Source organism: Bacteroides sp. OF03-11BH, assembly GCF_003604005.1.
Classification (GTDB): Bacteria; Bacteroidota; Bacteroidia; order Bacteroidales; family Bacteroidaceae; genus Bacteroides; species Bacteroides ovatus.
Genome location: NZ_QTMW01000022.1, coordinates 1 through 16,638 on the forward strand (window position 1 = coordinate 1; position 16,638 = coordinate 16,638).

The 16,638-nt window shown below is 40.7% G+C and carries 12 protein-coding genes, 1 tRNA gene and 1 pseudogene; 7 read left to right on the top strand and 7 right to left on the bottom strand.

Translation table 11 applies throughout. The annotated features are described in order from the left end of the window. Positions 1-36 precede the first annotated feature (36 nt). Positions 37-2,388, bottom strand: a pseudogene (locus DXA54_RS16305) (SusC/RagA family TonB-linked outer membrane protein); the annotation flags it as partial. 326 nt (positions 2,389-2,714) lie between these two features. Between DXA54_RS16305 and DXA54_RS16310 the strand changes: the two are divergent. Both DXA54_RS16310 and DXA54_RS16315 read left to right on the top strand, forming a co-directional pair. Beyond that, positions 2,715-3,302, top strand: coding sequence for an RNA polymerase sigma-70 factor (locus DXA54_RS16310; RefSeq protein WP_004298951.1), 588 nt, complete (start codon positions 2,715-2,717; stop codon positions 3,300-3,302). Positions 3,303-3,355: 53 nt separating this feature from the next. Beyond that, positions 3,356-4,402 (top strand): FecR family protein, encoded by a 1,047-nt coding sequence (locus tag DXA54_RS16315; RefSeq protein ID WP_120080102.1) that lies wholly within the window; start codon positions 3,356-3,358, stop codon positions 4,400-4,402. A 257-nt stretch (positions 4,403-4,659) separates the two neighbouring features. Here the strand turns inward: DXA54_RS16315 and DXA54_RS16320 are convergent, their stop codons facing one another. Continuing rightward, complete coding sequence (locus DXA54_RS16320) at positions 4,660-6,858, bottom strand: GH92 family glycosyl hydrolase (protein ID WP_165863262.1); 2,199 nt, start codon at positions 6,856-6,858, stop codon at positions 4,660-4,662. A gap of 32 nt (positions 6,859-6,890) precedes the next feature. Beyond that, positions 6,891-8,165: a histidine-type phosphatase gene (locus tag DXA54_RS16325; RefSeq protein WP_120080060.1), complete on the bottom strand. Its 1,275-nt coding sequence runs from the start codon at positions 8,163-8,165 to the stop codon at positions 6,891-6,893. Between the two features lie 230 nt (positions 8,166-8,395). Between DXA54_RS16325 and sppA the strand changes: the two genes are divergently transcribed. The 5 genes from sppA to DXA54_RS16350 all read left to right on the top strand — a co-directional run bounded on the left by sppA (position 8,396) and on the right by DXA54_RS16350 (position 13,369). Then, entirely contained in the window at positions 8,396-10,174 is a 1,779-nt protein-coding gene (sppA, locus tag DXA54_RS16330; protein ID WP_008649902.1) for a signal peptide peptidase SppA, read from the top strand. A gap of 10 nt (positions 10,175-10,184) precedes the next feature. Further along, positions 10,185-11,315, top strand: coding sequence for a tetraacyldisaccharide 4'-kinase (lpxK, locus tag DXA54_RS16335; protein ID WP_008649900.1), 1,131 nt, complete (start codon positions 10,185-10,187; stop codon positions 11,313-11,315). Then, positions 11,272-12,081 carry a purine-nucleoside phosphorylase gene (locus DXA54_RS16340; RefSeq protein WP_004298940.1) on the top strand — a complete coding sequence of 270 codons (810 nt, stop codon included), beginning with the start codon at positions 11,272-11,274 and terminating at the stop codon, positions 12,079-12,081. The genes lpxK and DXA54_RS16340 overlap by 44 nt, the downstream gene beginning before the upstream one ends. Positions 12,082-12,097: 16 nt before the next feature. Further along, a complete protein-coding gene (thiL, locus tag DXA54_RS16345; protein WP_008649899.1) occupies positions 12,098-13,132 on the top strand; it encodes a thiamine-phosphate kinase in 1,035 nt (344 codons plus the stop codon). Between the two features lie 164 nt (positions 13,133-13,296). Further along, positions 13,297-13,369: transfer RNA gene (locus DXA54_RS16350), tRNA-Phe, on the top strand. A gap of 84 nt (positions 13,370-13,453) precedes the next feature. On the opposite strand, the gene DXA54_RS16355 is transcribed toward DXA54_RS16350, so the two are convergent. The 4 genes from DXA54_RS16355 to DXA54_RS16370 all read right to left on the bottom strand — a co-directional run bounded on the left by DXA54_RS16355 (position 13,454) and on the right by DXA54_RS16370 (position 16,539). Continuing rightward, positions 13,454-13,660 (bottom strand): hypothetical protein, encoded by a 207-nt coding sequence (locus DXA54_RS16355; RefSeq protein WP_004307025.1) that lies wholly within the window; start codon positions 13,658-13,660, stop codon positions 13,454-13,456. A 52-nt stretch (positions 13,661-13,712) separates the two neighbouring features. Next, on the bottom strand, positions 13,713-14,198 hold the full coding sequence (locus DXA54_RS16360) for a cold shock domain-containing protein (RefSeq protein WP_004307024.1): 486 nt from the start codon (positions 14,196-14,198) through the stop codon (positions 13,713-13,715). Positions 14,199-14,251: 53 nt separating this feature from the next. Next, positions 14,252-15,376: a DEAD/DEAH box helicase gene (locus DXA54_RS16365; protein ID WP_004296138.1), complete on the bottom strand. Its 1,125-nt coding sequence runs from the start codon at positions 15,374-15,376 to the stop codon at positions 14,252-14,254. 89 nt (positions 15,377-15,465) lie between these two features. Next, the gene (locus DXA54_RS16370; protein WP_008649897.1) at positions 15,466-16,539 is read right to left on the bottom strand and encodes an NAD(P)H-dependent flavin oxidoreductase; all 1,074 of its coding nucleotides are present in this window, start codon (positions 16,537-16,539) and stop codon (positions 15,466-15,468) included. Between the last annotated feature and the right edge of the window lie 99 nt (positions 16,540-16,638).

The following is a 16,638-nucleotide window of genomic DNA, read 5'->3' on the forward strand; positions in this document are numbered from 1 at the left end:
AATCTCTTGCCAAAGAGATATTTACGATGCAACCTTTACGGGCGCACTAGAGAACTTGATATATTGGGCTGCCAGACTGAAAGTGCCATAAAGCGAACTACCCAGATTATCATTACCTGTCTGTCCATAACTACCACGAATCTTCAACTGGTCAATCCATGATATATGCTTCATAAACGGCTCGTTAGATAATTTCCAAGCCAATGATACTGAAGGGAAATAGGCATATTTCTTTCCCGGGAAAAATTTATCCGTTCCATCTCGGCGAATAGTAGCGGCAACTACATATCTGTCGAGCACATCCACACTTGCCCTGGCAAATTGAGAACGACGTTCATCGGCTGCTCTGAAAGAAGTCGGGTAGAAAGCGCCTTCCGCAGCTTCCACCTTATCAGCTGCAATGTGATCGTTAATCTGTTCGTAGTCAAGTTCAAGACCATTTGAATCGTTCGTATACCTTCCCATACCGACTACGGCATCGACACGTAACAAATCTCCAAACTGCTTTTTGAAAGTCAACGTGCCTTCCATAGTTTGGTTTCTACGTTCAACATATCCCAAATGCCCTCTTGATTTATACATGTCCATAAAATATATATCAGAAGGAATATACAGATTACGATTAGCATTCTCCTTATTAATGCCATACATCAAACGGAAGGACAACATATCCTTGATTATATCCACATCGGCAGCAAAGTTTAGATAATAACCGCTTGTTTTAGTCCGGTCACTCACTTTTATCATTTCGGCTGGGTTAGGGTAATTTGAATATAAGGTAGGTTTTCCGTCCTCACCTCTGATCGGTAAATAAGAAGGATAAGTCAATGCTGATTGTATGGCATCGTACCCATTTCCACCACCTCCGCCACCGGAAGTTGAATTTGTATATTCATTTTCATTTACATTGACAATTGCTGTCAACTTAAGAAATGGAAGCAATTGTGAAGATATGTTTGTCCGAAGAGCATAACGTTCCATAGCGGAGTTTTCTACCGTACCTTCCTGTTTGTAATAATTTCCGGACAGATAATATTTCAGCAGTTTAGAACCACCCGTAATTGTGATATTATGATTATTGATGCTACCATCCTTTAATACACAATCCAGCCAGTCTGTTGTTTGAGCGGCAGCTATCTGTTGAGGTGAGAATTGAGGTACCCATTTATTATCAAAAGGTTTATCACCGTAAGGATACATACCGTTCGTAAATAAATAGTTTTCTTTATTGAAAATGTTGGCAACATTCATATATTCTTCCCCACTCAAAGGTTCCAGATACGGATAGTTTTTCACGATAGAATAATTTCCTTCATAAGTGATTTGGGGACGAGTTTCAGTACCTTTCTTTGTAGTGATCAATACGACCCCATTGGCTGCACCAATTCCATAAATGGAAGCAGATGCATCCTTTAACACTTCGATAGATTCAATATCGGCAGGATTAAGTCCGGCCAATCCCGAACGATTGATAGAGTTGGGCATAACCTGATTTCCGTTTCCAACCTCTAAAGAAGTGGAAGGCATCATTACGCCATCCACTATAAAGATAGGAGTACCTGCCCCACGAATTGAAAGGTCAACTGCTCCACCCGGTTGCGGGCTTGTCAACGTAGCTTCCAGTCCGGCAGCCCGCCCAAGCAACATCTGTGACATATTACTTGTTGCGGCTCGCGATATTTTTTCCGTTTTTACCGTTGCAATGGAAGTTGTCAGATTCTTACGGGTGGTCGTTCCATACCCTACCACAACAACTTCATCCAACTGTTTCGAATCCTCTTTCATCGTCACATTCAACGTCATCGGTCGGGTAATTTTCTGCGTATATGTAGTGTAACCTATTGAAGTAAATTTCAGTGTCGAGCCTTCCGGAACTTGCAACTGGTAATTGCCATCTATACCGGTAATAGTTCCTTGAGTAGCCCCTTCTATCATCACAGTCACTCCCGGAAGAGCTTCGCCGGATTCATCCACTACTTTGCCTGTCACCTTGACCGGCTGTTTGTTATCCTGTGCCCGAGATGAAACTTTGTTTAATACAATCTGACGTTTTTCAATCGTATAAGATACTCCTTCGCCTTTAAAAAGTCTATCCAGTACCAGAGTCATCAATTCATTTTTCACAGAAATACTTACGATACGGCTTACATCAACAATATCTTTGTTGTATAAAAAACGATATTCTGTCTGATTTTCGATACTAGTCAAGACCTCCTCTACAGTCACATTCTTCAGTCGCAATGTAATTTTGGCGGATTGTGCCAGGATAGGTATACTGATAGCTTGCAAAGCTATACAAAACAACCATATAGCACAGATTCTCCCCATTTTTACACTCGCAGGTACATTAATTCTCTTTTTCATTTTTCTAATTGAAATAAGTTTCATACCTTTACATGTTTGGTTATTGGTTCTACAAATAAGTTGATTAACGAATAACTGAATCTTTGGAAAGGAAGGTGAGTCAGACCTTCCTTTTTTATCAGTTGTCGGAAGCTGAATTCACTGATTATGTCTTTCTCATGGCTTGTATTATTTAAAGGTTAATAAATGTGTTTTTCTCTCGTTTCTATCAATAAGACGTTTCTAAAAATAAAAGCCACATTGGATATCGCATTATTTTTTCATCTGCATTATTTTTTCTTCAAACTATCGTTTATACCAAATAATCTTTCTATTTTTACCCCCAACAATAGAACCTTTACTACAATACTATGCCGAATATCCAACAACAGACTTCCGACGATCGTTTTCTGGTAATAGCACTAAAACAGGATGATAAACAGGCTTTTACCCGACTATTCCATATTTATTATAAAGATTTGGTATTGTTTGGCGGTACTTACATTCCGGAGAAATCTACCTGTGAAGATATTGTGCAAAATATCTTTCTCAAACTATGGAATGACCGGAAATCATTGGTAATTGAGAACTCACTAAAATCATATTTACTGAAAGCGGTCAGGAATTACTGTCTGGACGAATTACGCCATCGCAGGATTATAGATGAGCACATTGCTTACGAACTTAAATCGGATTCTATAGATATAGATACGACAGAAAACTACATACTGTATTCTGATTTATGCCGGCAACTTAAAAATGCATTGGAACAATTACCTCCTCAAGAAAGAGAAGTGTTCGAGATGAGCCGATTAGAAAACATTAAATATCAGGAAATAGCCAATCGCCTGAATATCTCTGTCAGAACGGTAGAAGTACGTATCAGCAAAGCATTGAAGCAGCTCCGCATCTTATTAAAAGATTTTTATTTACTACTTTTTTTATTTCTTTTCCACTAATGAATGTGGGATTTTCTTTCTGAAACGTCTATTATATATAAGGTAAAATGCATATGATAAATAAAGATTTAGACATAGAAATTATAATCTCCAGATATCTCTCGAAAGAGGCTACACCAGAAGAAATAAAGGTACTGGATGATTGGATATCGGCTACTCCCGAAAACTATAAAAGCTTTCTATCACAAAAGAATATGTGGGAAGTCAGTCACCCGGCTTTTAATCCGGAAGAGATAGATGTGGACAATGCGCACAGAAAAGTAATGGAGAAGATTCTCCATCAAAACCAGCCGGTTTCCGTTCGTCCAAAGTTGTCCTTCCTACACTATTGGCAGCAAGTGGCAGCTATCTTACTTCTTCCTTTACTGATATTATCTGCTTATCTTTATTTTAAACCCGCTTCTCAAATTGCAGAGACTTATCAGGAGTTATTCACTCCTTATGGCACTTGGTCGGTAGTTAATCTGCCTGACGGTTCTAAGGTTTGGCTAAATGCCGGAAGTTCTTTAAAGTATCCGACTCAATTCAATGATAAGCAAAGAGTTGTTTCGATGCAGGGTGAAGCCTATTTTGAAGTAGAATCCGATAAAGAGCATCCCTTCATCGTAAAAACCAAACAACTGACTGTAGAAGCTACCGGCACAGCATTCAATGTGAACGCATACGCTCCGGATCATGTAGCAGCAGTGACGTTAGTAAAAGGAAAGGTCGCAGTCACTCTTGACCAGAAAAAGACGATTTCCCTTTCACCGGGAGAGAAGATTGACTATAATCTAGGCACTGCTCTATATAACGTCAATAAGACCAATACTTATAAATGGTGCTCATGGAAAGATGGAATACTCATTTTTAGAGATGACCCGCTGGAATATGTATTCAAGCGTTTGGGACAGACTTATAACGTGGAATTTATTCTGAAAGACGCCGAACTAGGAAAGTATTCCTATAAAGCGACTTTTGAAGGTGAATCTTTAAATGAGATTTTGCGCTTGCTTGAAATGAGTGCACCTATTCGCTGTAAAGAGGTTAGTAACCGCAACAGCAATAATGAGAAGTTTGAAAAGCAGCGTATAGAGGTGAGTAGGATTGTAGGGAAATAAGTTTGTATTAGTACAAACTTAATCGTATGGCTTCAAATTAATTTCATTTGGTAGTATTAAGTTGTACGACACCCGGGTCTCATGCACACCGACACCCGGGTGTTGAACATGCTGACACCCGGGTGTCAAGCAGCATGAGACCCGGGTGTCGTACAATTTATTCTTGCAGTATCTTTTTTTCTTCTCTACTATAAGTTATGATCCCAACCACTATTAATTAAAGTCATTAGTCCCATAACAGTACAGAAACGAATTTATTACTTCATCTTGTATACCAGCGTTCCTCCTTTTACAATATCCTCATGCGAGATTGTTTTCTTCGTATATGGTTCGCCATTCAATGTAATACTATCTACATATTTATGTTCTTTCGACAAATTCTCCGCAATAATCGTGAAAGTCTTGCCATCGACCAGATGCAAGGTCATCTTCGGCAACTGTGGAGCACCGAATACATATTCCGCACTTACCGGATCTACCGGATAAAATCCCATCGCACTAAGCATATACCAGGCAGACATCTGTCCGCAATCATCATTTCCGCAAAGTCCGTCGGGTTTGTTTTTGTATTGAGTATCAAATATTTCACGAACCAATTCCTGTGTACGTTCCGGACGACCAGCCAGTGCATACAAATAAGTAACATGATGGCTTGGCTCATTTCCATGAGCATATTGCCCGATTAATCCAGTAACATCTGCTAAACTTTCACCTTCTAGCTTAACCGTAAACAATGAGTCTAATTTATTCAAGAAAGGTTTTTCTCCCCCAAACAACTGGATTAATCCTGGAACATCATGTTGTACATGCCAAGTATATTGCCATGCATTTCCTTCTGTATAATCTCCACCGACACTTTCAGAATGTGCCAACGCACTTGGGTTAAACGGAGCTTTCCAAGTTCCGTCAGCTTTGCGCGGACGCATGAACTTCGTCTCCGGATCGAAAAGATTCTTATAATAGTCAGCACGTTTCGCGAAGTAAGCGGCATCTTCCTCTTTACCCATACGACGTGCCATATCGGCAGCAGCATAATCATCATATACAGATTCTAAAGTGGAAGATACAGATTCTGCTTTTATCAGATCTGTCGGGAAATAACCATATTTCGTATAAACCTCCCAATCAGACTTCAACGGATGAGATACAGTCTGCGTCTTCTTTATTATATTGAAAGCACGTTCAGCGTCAAAGCCACGGAATCCTTTGCGATAAGCCTCGGCAATGACTGATACGCCATGATTACCAATCATACAGAAATTCTCTTTTCCCCACAATCCCCAAATAGGCAGGAAGCCTTGCACTTCACCCTGTTCGATGAGAGAATTCACAAAACCGTCCACACGTTCGGGAATCACTAATGTATAAAACGGATGAGCGGCACGGTAAGTATCCCACAAAGAGAACGTAGAATAGAAAGCACCCGTTCCAGCCTTTACTATAGAGTCGGCAGCATTACGATACATACCGTCTACGTCCGAAATTTGATTAGGCTGAATCAATGCGTGGTAGAAACAAGTATAGAAATTTGTCTTTTCATCATCGGTACCCTCTATTTCAATACGGCTCAAATAGTTATTCCATTCATTGTGGGCGGCAGTTCTCACTCCTTCAAAATCCCAGGCAGGAATTTCTGCTTCCAGATTCTTTTTAGCCCCGTCTATGCTGGTGGTGGAAAGAGCCACTTTCATCATCAGCTCGTCTCCCGGCTGCATGTCAAAAGAGGCTATGATGCGTTTTCCTTTTTCTGTTTCGCCCATCGGAAGATAAAGTGAATCGACTACCGGACGGTTGAATTTCATCACAAAGAAATAATCTTGATTGACCCATACCGTGTTATTGACATGCCCTGTCAGTGTTTGAGCATCTTCCCAGTTCACTTCACAACTATTAACTTGTGAATGATATTGTTCTTCTCTCCATGCAGGACCATGTTGCAAGTCAATCAATATAGAGGCAGAATCAGCCTTGTGATAAGTATAGCGGTGAAGGGCAGCATGGATAGAGGCAGTCAGTTCCGCTTTTACCTGTGGATCAGAGAGCTCTGCGGTGTAATATCCCGGAGTAGCCGCTTCTTTATCTTTAGGGAAATGACTACGATAAGCATCCCATGCACGGACACGTGTACCCGTGACCGGCATCACCAGAATATCGCCTAAATCCATACAGCCTGTTCCATTCAAATGTGTCTGTGTAAATCCCCAAACCAGAGAATCCTCATAAACATATTCAGAACAGTAACGCCAACCGACTGCACCCGTCACAGGGCTGGTCTGTATCATACCGAAAGGATAACATGCGCCGGGAAATGTATGCCCGTTGTCTGCGCCACCGATAAAGGTATTAACGTATTGAGTATAATCTTTTGTATCCGTCTTTTCAGCCGGAGTACAAGAAGAATAAAAAAACAAGCCTGCTGCCAGAGTTGCAGCCATAAAAGGGGTTTTTCTTCTCATGGTAAATATAATAATGTTAAGTTAATGTCGCATTATATATGCTGATATTTATCTAATTTTTCACGATAGTAGCTTTCTACATCTTTCCAGTGGTAATAAGGAGCTACGTCTGTTTTCACCGGTAGTTTAGCTTCCTTTTCATTAAGTAATACTTTTACCAATACATCGTTACTTCCTTTTTTATGGAAAAAGACGAATTGCACGTTACTAGCCATCGGGAAAATATCATACGCTCTCCATTGTTCGGATAACTTTTCTACGTCAGGGTAAGATTCTCCATAATGATTCAGTTCCAATAAAGCGACTAACGGTAACAGACAAGACTCATGACCAAATCTTAAAGTGGCCTGGTTCTTACCTTCTTTCAAAGCAGCATCTGCCCTATCTAAAATATTACGCAACAAGTCGGCTTCCCGATAGGGCATCAAACCATCCGTTACAGGAGAACAAGCGTGTGTCAGATACCAATATAAGTTGTTACAACTCCATAGATCATAACATTCTTCATCCGTGAAAAGAGAATATAGCTGCATATCTGTATCATGACTCTGCATATTACAAGCCAAATCAAAAAGACGTCTCATCAGGCGCGCTTCATCAACGTTTGCTTTTACATACGCTTCGTCTGTAAACAATGTTTTCATCAACCGTTCCGGACGTACATGGGTAGCCTCAAAATCTTTCTGAACCTTTTTCACTTTATCGGAACTAGCTATTTTACTCAAATCCTTAGCAGGAGGATTCATGTAATACATATCATGGTAACTTGCATCATTCTTGATACATAGATTAGGATTCATCGCCTGCAATTGGAGGCATTCGGATGTCATGGATAATATACACCGGATGACAACTGTGGAACGGGCATCCACTTCTGTTCCATCCGCAAATATCTGTGGGAAATTAGTATACATACGCTTTGCAATTCCTCTGTGTTGGCGTGCTCCCACCGAAGTCAGTTCACCAAGACGACCTTCCGCCATATCAGCCATGCGCAAAACAATATCCAGTGTGTTTTTACCTGTTGCAGTAAGTTTGTTTAAAGAGTCGGCTTTTAATAAAGTTTGCTTGGGGAAACGATAATCATTCGGATCAATCAAATACCGTGAACCATGACGCATATATGTGCTGATATAAAAAGGTTCGTACCCCTTAGGAGCAGCTGTCTGCTTGGCAGTAGGCGTGGGATATGCATAATAATTATTAGCGGATAAATACCGGTTTGTACGGATCTCTTCACGAGCAGTTTGCGCTTGTACCGTCCATACAAACAAGAGCAATAAAAGGATAGATGTGAGTTTTTTCATGATAGTATTATTCAATGTATTAATAGTTGTGCCACAAAATTAGAGATTTCTTCTCATTTAAAAGGATTTGATACAGACAAATATACTTAAATCTTAAATGAAGGAAGTTCCTATTTATATGGATTCGCTGTGATAAAACAAAAATTCGTACGACTTATTGAATAAATATCAACTCAATTATTTATCTTTGTTAGCTTAATAACAAGCTGGCGCAAAAAACAATAAGTATAATGAAAGATTTCTTGAAATTTACACTTGCCACGGTGACAGGTATCATTTTGTCAAGTATTGTATTATTTATAATCAGCATGGTAACGTTGTTTGGCATCATGTCTGCTTCGGACACGGAAACAATCGTAAAAAAGAATTCTGTAATGATGCTCGACTTAAACGGAACGTTGGTTGAACGTACGCAAGAAGATCCGCTGGGTATTTTATCACAGTTGTTGGGTGACGGATCTAACACGTACGGACTGGACGATATTCTTTCTTCTATCCAGAAGGCTAAAGAAAACGAAAATATTAAAGGGATTTATCTACAGGCAAACTCATTAGGCACCTCCTATGCTTCTTTGCAGGAAATCCGCAACGCACTGCTCGACTTCAAAGAAAGTGGAAAATTCGTTATTGCTTATGCAGACTCCTATACGCAGGGACTTTATTATCTTTCCAGTGCAGCCGATAAGGTGTTGCTCAATCCCAAAGGAATGATTGAATGGCGGGGTATCGCCTCTGCTCCCCTGTTCTACAAAGATCTGCTGCAAAAAATAGGAGTTGAGATGCAGGTGTTCAAGGTGGGAACTTACAAATCTGCCGTAGAGCCGTTTATTGCTACGGAAATGAGTCCTGCCAACCGCGAACAGGTTACCACATTTATCACTTCTATCTGGGGGCAGGTTACGGAAGGGGTATCTACTTCACGTAATATTTCTGTAGACTCACTGAATGTTTATGCAGATCGTATGCTCATGTTCTATCCGGCAGAAGAGAGTGTAAAATGCGGATTGGCTGATACATTGATTTACCGCAATGATGTGCGCAATTATCTTAAGAAATTGGTTGAGATCAATGAAGATGATAATCTTCCTATATTAGGATTGGGCGACATGATGAACGTAAGGAAAAATGTGCCGAAAGATAAAAGCGGTAATATCGTAGCTGTTTATTATGCATCCGGTGAAATTACAGACTATCCGAGCTCTGCAACTTCCGAAGATGGGATTGTCGGTTCGAAAGTAATTCGTGACCTGCGCAAATTGAAAGATAATGATGATGTGAAAGCTGTTGTACTCCGTGTCAATTCTCCAGGTGGAAGTGCTTTCGCCTCGGAACAAATCTGGCATGCTGTAAAAGAGCTGAAAACAAAGAAACCGGTCATTGTCTCTATGGGTGATTATGCCGCGTCAGGAGGTTACTATATCTCTTGCGTTGCCGATACGATTGTTGCAGAGCCTACTACCCTGACCGGTTCTATCGGAATCTTCGGTATGATTCCTAATGTGAAAGGATTGACTGATAAAATCGGTTTAAGTTATGATGTCGTAAAAACGAATAAATTCGCTGATTTCGGAAATATCATGCGTCCGTTTAACGAGGATGAGAAATCATTGCTTCAAATGATGATAACTGAAGGATATGATACCTTTGTAACTCGTTGTGCCGAAGGACGTCACATGACGAAGGAAGCTATCGAGAAGATTGCCGAAGGCCGTGTATGGACTGGGGAAACTGCTAAAGAACTGGGATTAGTAGACGAATTAGGTGGCATTGACAAGGCACTGGATATCGCTGTTGCAAAAGCCGGTATCGAAGGCTATACCGTTGTCTCTTATCCGGAGAAACAAGATTTCCTGTCTTCCCTGCTTGATACGAAACCGACGAATTATGTAGAATCACAATTACTGAAAAGTAAATTAGGCGAGTACTACCAGCAATTCGGTTTACTGAAAAATCTGCAAGAACAATCCATGATTCAGGCACGTATTCCGTTCGAACTGAATATTAAATAAACCGTAATACATGGACGAACACTTTATCAAGATACATAAGTGGCTCTACCCTGCCTCCTGGCTCTACGGAGCAGTGGTAATGATGAGAAATAAACTCTTTGACTGGGAAGTTCTTCAATCAAAGAGTTTTGATATACCTATCATCAGCGTGGGTAATCTCGCTGTAGGAGGGACAGGAAAAACTCCACACACTGAATATCTGATAAAGTTTCTTTGTAATCAATATAAGATAGCTGTATTAAGCCGGGGATATAAACGGCACACGAAAGGTTATGTATTGGCAACTCCGGAAAGTACGGCAAGAAGCATTGGCGACGAACCTTACCAGATGCATCAAAAATTCCCGTCTGTCACAGTAGCTGTCGATGAAAAGCGTTGTCATGGCATAGAAAAGTTGCTTGCACTGCAAAAGCCTTCAATAGATGTTATCCTATTGGACGATGCTTTCCAGCACCGATACGTCAAACCGGGATTGAGTATTCTGTTAACGGATTATCACCGATTATTCTGTGATGACACTTTGCTCCCCGCAGGACGGCTTCGTGAACCAATTAGCGGCAAGAATCGGGCGCAAATCGTTATTGTCACCAAATGCCCGCAAGACATCAAGCCTATTGATTATAACATTATCACGAAACGGCTGAACCTTTATCCATATCAACAGTTATTCTTCTCATCGTTCCGGTATGGTAACCTGCAACCAGTGTTCCCTACCATGTCTCCGGACACAAATGCAATTTCGACAAACCATGAGGTTGCTTTGTCCTCACTGACAAACACTGATATATTATTGATGACGGGAATTGCCTCACCTGCTCCCATTCTCGAAAGACTGGAAGGCTGTACCAAACAAATAGATTTACTATCGTTTGACGATCACCACAATTTCACTCATCGGGATATACAGCTTATCAAAGAACGGTTTCATAAACTGAAAGGAGAACACCGGTTGATTATTACCACCGAAAAAGATGCAACACGCCTGATTAACCATCCGGCTTTGGACAAGGAATTGAAACCATTTATCTACGCCTTGCCTATTGAAATTGAAATATTACAAAATCAACAAGATAAATTTAACCAACATATTATTGACTATGTTAGAGAAAATACAAGAAACCGCAGCTTATCTGAAAGGTAAGATGCATACCAGTCCGGAAACTGCTATTATACTAGGCACCGGACTTGGCAGTTTGGCAAACGAAATCACCGAGAAGTATGAAATAAAGTATTCGGATATCCCCAACTTCCCGGTATCTACCGTCGAAGGTCATAGCGGTAAGCTGATTTTCGGCAAACTAGGCAATAAGGATATCATGGCTATGCAGGGACGCTTCCACTATTACGAGGGTTATTCGATGAAAGAAGTAACTTTCCCTGTACGTGTCATGCGTGAATTAGGTATCAAAACCTTGTTTGTATCCAATGCCAGTGGCGGTACAAATGCAGATTTCGAAATCGGTGACCTGATGATTATCACTGACCATATCAACTATTTCCCCGAACATCCGCTTCGCGGAAAAAATATCCCTTACGGACCTCGCTTCCCGGACATGAGCGAAGCATACTGCAAGGAATTGATTAGTAAGGCTGACGAGATTGCCAAAGAAAAAGGAATTAAAGTACAACACGGAGTGTATATTGGTACGCAAGGTCCTACTTTCGAAACTCCTGCCGAATATAAATTATTCCATATCCTTGGTGCTGATGCGGTTGGTATGTCTACCGTTCCGGAAGTTATCGTAGCCAACCATTGTGGTATCAAAGTTTTTGGTATTTCCGTCATTACCGACTTAGGAGTAGAAGGAAAAATCGTAGAAGTAACACACGAAGAAGTTCAGAAAGCCGCTGACGCTGCTCAACCGAAAATGACCACGATCATGCGCGAACTTATCAACCGTGCCTAAACAATCATCCCGATTTATGAGAACTGAAATAGCATCTCTCGGTGAGTTTGGTCTGATTGACCGCCTCACCGAGGGAATCAAACTGGAAAACGAATCCAGCAAATATGGAGTGGGCGACGATGCCGCCGTTCTCTCCTACCCTTCAGAAAAGCAAGTACTGGTAACAACCGACCTGCTTATGGAAGGTGTGCATTTTGACCTGACTTATGTTCCCTTGAAGCATTTGGGATATAAATCAGCAGTAGTTAATTTCTCCGATATTTATGCCATGAACGGTACTCCCCGGCAGATTACGGTATCTCTTGGTCTTTCCAAGCGTTTCAGCGTGGAAGATATGGACGAACTTTATTCCGGTATCCGTCTGGCTTGCCAGCAATATAATGTCGACATTGTGGGAGGCGATACCACTTCTTCCTTGACAGGCCTTGCTATCAGCATCACCTGTATTGGCGATGCCGACAAGGATAAAGTAGTTTACCGTAATGGAGCCAAAGACACTGACCTGATCTGCGTCAGCGGCGACTTGGGGGCAGCCTATATGGGTTTACAACTCTTGGAACGTGAAAAAGTCGTATTGCAAGGTGATAAAGATGTCCAACCGGATTTCTCCGGCAAAGAGTATTTATTAGAACGCCAATTGAAACCGGAAGCGCGCAAAGATATCATTGAGAAATTGGCAGCCGCCAATATAATCCCTACTTCTATGATGGACATTTCTGACGGCCTGTCATCAGAACTGATGCATATCTGCAAACAAAGCAATGCTGGTTGCCGCGTTTACGAGGAGCATATCCCAATCGATTATCAGACAGCTGTTATGGCCGAAGAGTTTAACATGAATCTTACGACTTGTGCCTTGAATGGTGGAGAAGATTATGAACTACTCTTTACTGTTTCCATCGCCGATCATGAGAAAATTTCACAAATGGAAGGAGTTCGTCTCATCGGACATATTACCAAACCTGAACTTGGCTGTGCATTGATTACCCGTGATGGACAAGAATTCGAACTAAAAGCACAGGGATGGAATCCATTAAAAGAAGATAAATAATAGATTTCATCACATACCTGAAATATTTTTCATCTTATACAACACTGATAATTAGCCGACTAACTTTTTATCAGTGTTTTTTATTTCCATAAGACTTGCAGAATCCAAAAGTTTCACTACCTTTGCAACCGCAAAAGAGATATTACCGGACCGAACAAGCACGAGGTGCCATAGCTCAGTTGGTAGAGCAAAGGACTGAAAATCCTTGTGTCCCCGGTTCGATTCCTGGTGGCACCACTAACGATTCGGTAATAAAAAAATCCCTTGAACTTTTGAAGTTCAAGGGATTTTTTTATTCCTCGTATTGCAATTTGCAACCGCCTATACTTTAGAACTATGCAGTTTTTTATAAATCTCCACACGAGCATCTATTTCTGCTTGAGTCAAATGCGCAGGAAGTTCAATGGTAGTCCGCGGAGTTATTGCTACCAATACCATATCTCCCAAACCCTTTTTATACTCTTTAATAACATTTTCAGTAAACTGACTGGATGAAATAACATCACGCATTATATTACCTTTTTTCATATCTCTAATTATTTTGTTTTTTATTTTACACACAAGCAGAATATACACTTCCCTATACAGGTTTAGATTGAGCTAAATCTTCCGATGTAGATTTGTTTTCCAAAGAGATATTGATCGCATTCATGCCTTTCACTCCACGCTCAAGGTCAAATGTTACGATATTATTTTCTGCAATATTGCCAATGACATTGTTTACATGAAAAAAGTATTTCTCAACACCTGAAAGGTCTTTAATAAAGCCAAATCCTCTTGACTCATTAAAAAACTCAACCCGTCCTCTCAAGATCGTCGGCTCCTCTTCTTCCTTTTTAGGAGTTGCTATAATTATTTCATCCGGATTAATTTCTTCCTTCTTTATATCCTCTGTCGGAGGAGTCGAAGTTATCATTCCGTTCTCATCTACATAGGCAATCATATCCTCAAAGCTATTTGAGCTGCCCGATAATTTCTTGCTTTCTTTCTTTTTCAGTTTTTCTTCTCGTTTAGCGAGTCTTTTCTTTTCATTTTCACGTTTACCAACTGTCATGGATTTTGCCATAGAATTTATATTTAGTTTTATATTAATTTTAAAGAGATTGTTATTTGTTGATTTCAAATAGTATAACTGGCTTTATTCAGCTTCTTACCCGTCAGTTTCTGAATATCATTAACGAGTTTACGCTCTTCCTGCGAGCAGAATGTCAGTGCTGTCCCTGTATTCCCGGCTCTTCCGGTACGTCCGATACGATGCACATACGTTTCCGGCACATCAGGAAGATCATAGTTGATAACTAAAGGAAGTTCGTTAATATCGATACCTCTGGCTGCAATATCAGTAGCCACCATCACACGTGTTTTGCCCGACTTGAAATTGCCCAAAGCCAACTGCCGCGCTGCCTGACTTTTATTTCCATGAATCGCCTGGCTACCAATTCCCGCCTTGCCCAGTATCTTTACGATCTTATCAGCATTATGCTTCGTACGTGAAAATACCAACACCGACTGATCTTCTGATTTTTGCAAAATCGAAACCAGTAAAAGACTCTTTTCCTTTTTCTCTACGAAATAAACCATCTGTTCAATAGCATCCACAGTCGATGATTTCGGAGTTATGCTGATTCGTACAGGATTCTTCAACAAAGAATTCGTTAAAGAAATAATTGTATCAGGCATTGTAGCGGAGAAGAATAAAGTCTGTTTTTCTTTCGGAAGTTTCGGTAATATCCGCTTGATATCATGAATAAATCCCATATCAAGCATGCGGTCTGCTTCATCAAGTACAAAATATTGTATCTTATCCAGATGGATATGCCCCTGATTCATCAAGTCAAGCAAACGTCCCGGTGTAGCAACCAGGATATCAATTCCTTTGTGTAACATGTCAACTTGAGGACGTTGATTTACTCCGCCAAAAATAACCCCATGCCGCACTTGGGTATATTTGGCATAATCATTAATGCATTCACTTATTTGCAAGGCAAGCTCACGGGTGGGCGTCAAAATCAACGCTTTAATCCCCCGGCACTTGGCTGCCTCTTTATTCATTTGCAAATGTTGTATAATGGGAATAGCAAACGAAGCAGTTTTACCTGTTCCCGTTTGCGCACAGCCTAATATATCTCTTTTTGCTAATGCAGCCGGAATTGCCTCTCCCTGAATGGGAGTGGGCACTGCATATCCTTTTTCTTCAATAGCTTTTAAAATCGGTTCGGTTATATTTAATTCTTTAAATGTCATAATTGTTATTTTTGCTGTATCAAAACAGCTATTAATTTATATTGTAAAGGGACTGACAAACTCCATCATGGGAATGAAAATCCCGTAGGTTAAGCCAGTTTATGGGTTGCCAAGAAAAACTCGCGCTCTAGTGTACTCATTACTTCTTTTACACTACTGATTTTTTCAGCGAGAAAAGCATTGCTACCGGCAAAAGCATAGCCTTTTTTCATATTTCCTTTGGCTGCATTATATAAAGCCTTAATAATGCAATAAGGGCTTTTTGTATAATCACATGTTTTGATACAATGGAATGAGCAACTCTTAGGCCTCTCCAGTCCACTATTCACATTGTGAATAAATTCCCCGTCAATAGCTCGTCCTGGCATTCCCACAGGACTTTCAATAATAAGAACATCTTCGGACTTGGAGTGAATATATACTTCCTTGAACGTCTCGGACGCGTCACATTCCTGGGTGGTAACAAATATACTTCCCATTTGTACCCCTGCAGCTCCCAGTTCCATAAAATGTGCAATATCTTCCCCCGTCGAAATGCCGCCGGCGGCAATCACCGGAATCTGTTTCTGTTCTTTATAACTGGATGCAATCATTACCACTTCCGGAATCAAAGTTTCCAAAGCATAATGCTGATCCTGTAATTGTTCTTTTTTGAATCCTAAATGCCCACCGGCTTTAGGCCCCTCCACCACGATTGCATCGGGCAGATAATTATAGTTCTTCTGCCATTTATCGCAGATGATTTTGGCTGCTCGTGAAGAAGATACAATAGGCACTAGCTTGGTTGTACTCTCCGGAGTCAGATATGAAGGCAGGTCGAGTGGAAGCCCGGCACCGGAAAATACCACATCAATCTTTTCCTCGATTGCGGTGCGCACCATATCCGCATAATTCGATAAAGCAACCATGACGTTTACGCCAATAATACCTTTTGTTTTCGCACGTGCTTTCCGGATTTCCTCTTTCAGCCCGTTAATACATTTTTCAGGATAAGTACCTTTCCCTTTGGGGTATAACAAACCTAAACCTGCGCATGATATAACGCCTACTCCTCCTTCGTTTGCTACTGCCGAAGCCAAACCCGAGAGCGAGATACCTACTCCCATTCCACCTTGTATTACAGGTGTTTTTATCTCAATATTTCCTATAAAGAATGATTTCATATATTTTATTTTGCTTTAGAGCAATTGAACAAGATAAACAGTGTGAGCACACTTTATTCAAGCGCTCAAGATTGGCCCTGTCATTGACTATTTGCCTTG

Bases quoted from the DNA above. Each gene is read 5' to 3' on its own strand.
- DXA54_RS16340 (WP_004298940.1), top strand. From the start codon at position 11,272: ATGTTAGAGAAAATACAAGAAACCGCAGCTTATCTGAAAGGTAAGATG.
- DXA54_RS16355 (WP_004307025.1), bottom strand. From the start codon at position 13,660: ATGAAAAAAGGTAATATAATGCGTGATGTTATTTCATCCAGTCAGTTT.
- sppA (WP_008649902.1), top strand. From the start codon at position 8,396: ATGAAAGATTTCTTGAAATTTACACTTGCCACGGTGACAGGTATCATT.
- DXA54_RS16325 (WP_120080060.1), bottom strand. From the start codon at position 8,165: ATGAAAAAACTCACATCTATCCTTTTATTGCTCTTGTTTGTATGGACG.
- DXA54_RS16365 (WP_004296138.1), bottom strand. From the start codon at position 15,376: ATGACATTTAAAGAATTAAATATAACCGAACCGATTTTAAAAGCTATT.
- DXA54_RS16320 (WP_165863262.1), bottom strand. From the start codon at position 6,858: ATGAGAAGAAAAACCCCTTTTATGGCTGCAACTCTGGCAGCAGGCTTG.
- DXA54_RS16315 (WP_120080102.1), top strand. From the start codon at position 3,356: ATGATAAATAAAGATTTAGACATAGAAATTATAATCTCCAGATATCTC.
- DXA54_RS16370 (WP_008649897.1), bottom strand. From the start codon at position 16,539: ATGAAATCATTCTTTATAGGAAATATTGAGATAAAAACACCTGTAATA.
- DXA54_RS16310 (WP_004298951.1), top strand. From the start codon at position 2,715: ATGCCGAATATCCAACAACAGACTTCCGACGATCGTTTTCTGGTAATA.
- lpxK (WP_008649900.1), top strand. From the start codon at position 10,185: ATGGACGAACACTTTATCAAGATACATAAGTGGCTCTACCCTGCCTCC.
- DXA54_RS16360 (WP_004307024.1), bottom strand. From the start codon at position 14,198: ATGGCAAAATCCATGACAGTTGGTAAACGTGAAAATGAAAAGAAAAGA.
- thiL (WP_008649899.1), top strand. From the start codon at position 12,098: ATGAGAACTGAAATAGCATCTCTCGGTGAGTTTGGTCTGATTGACCGC.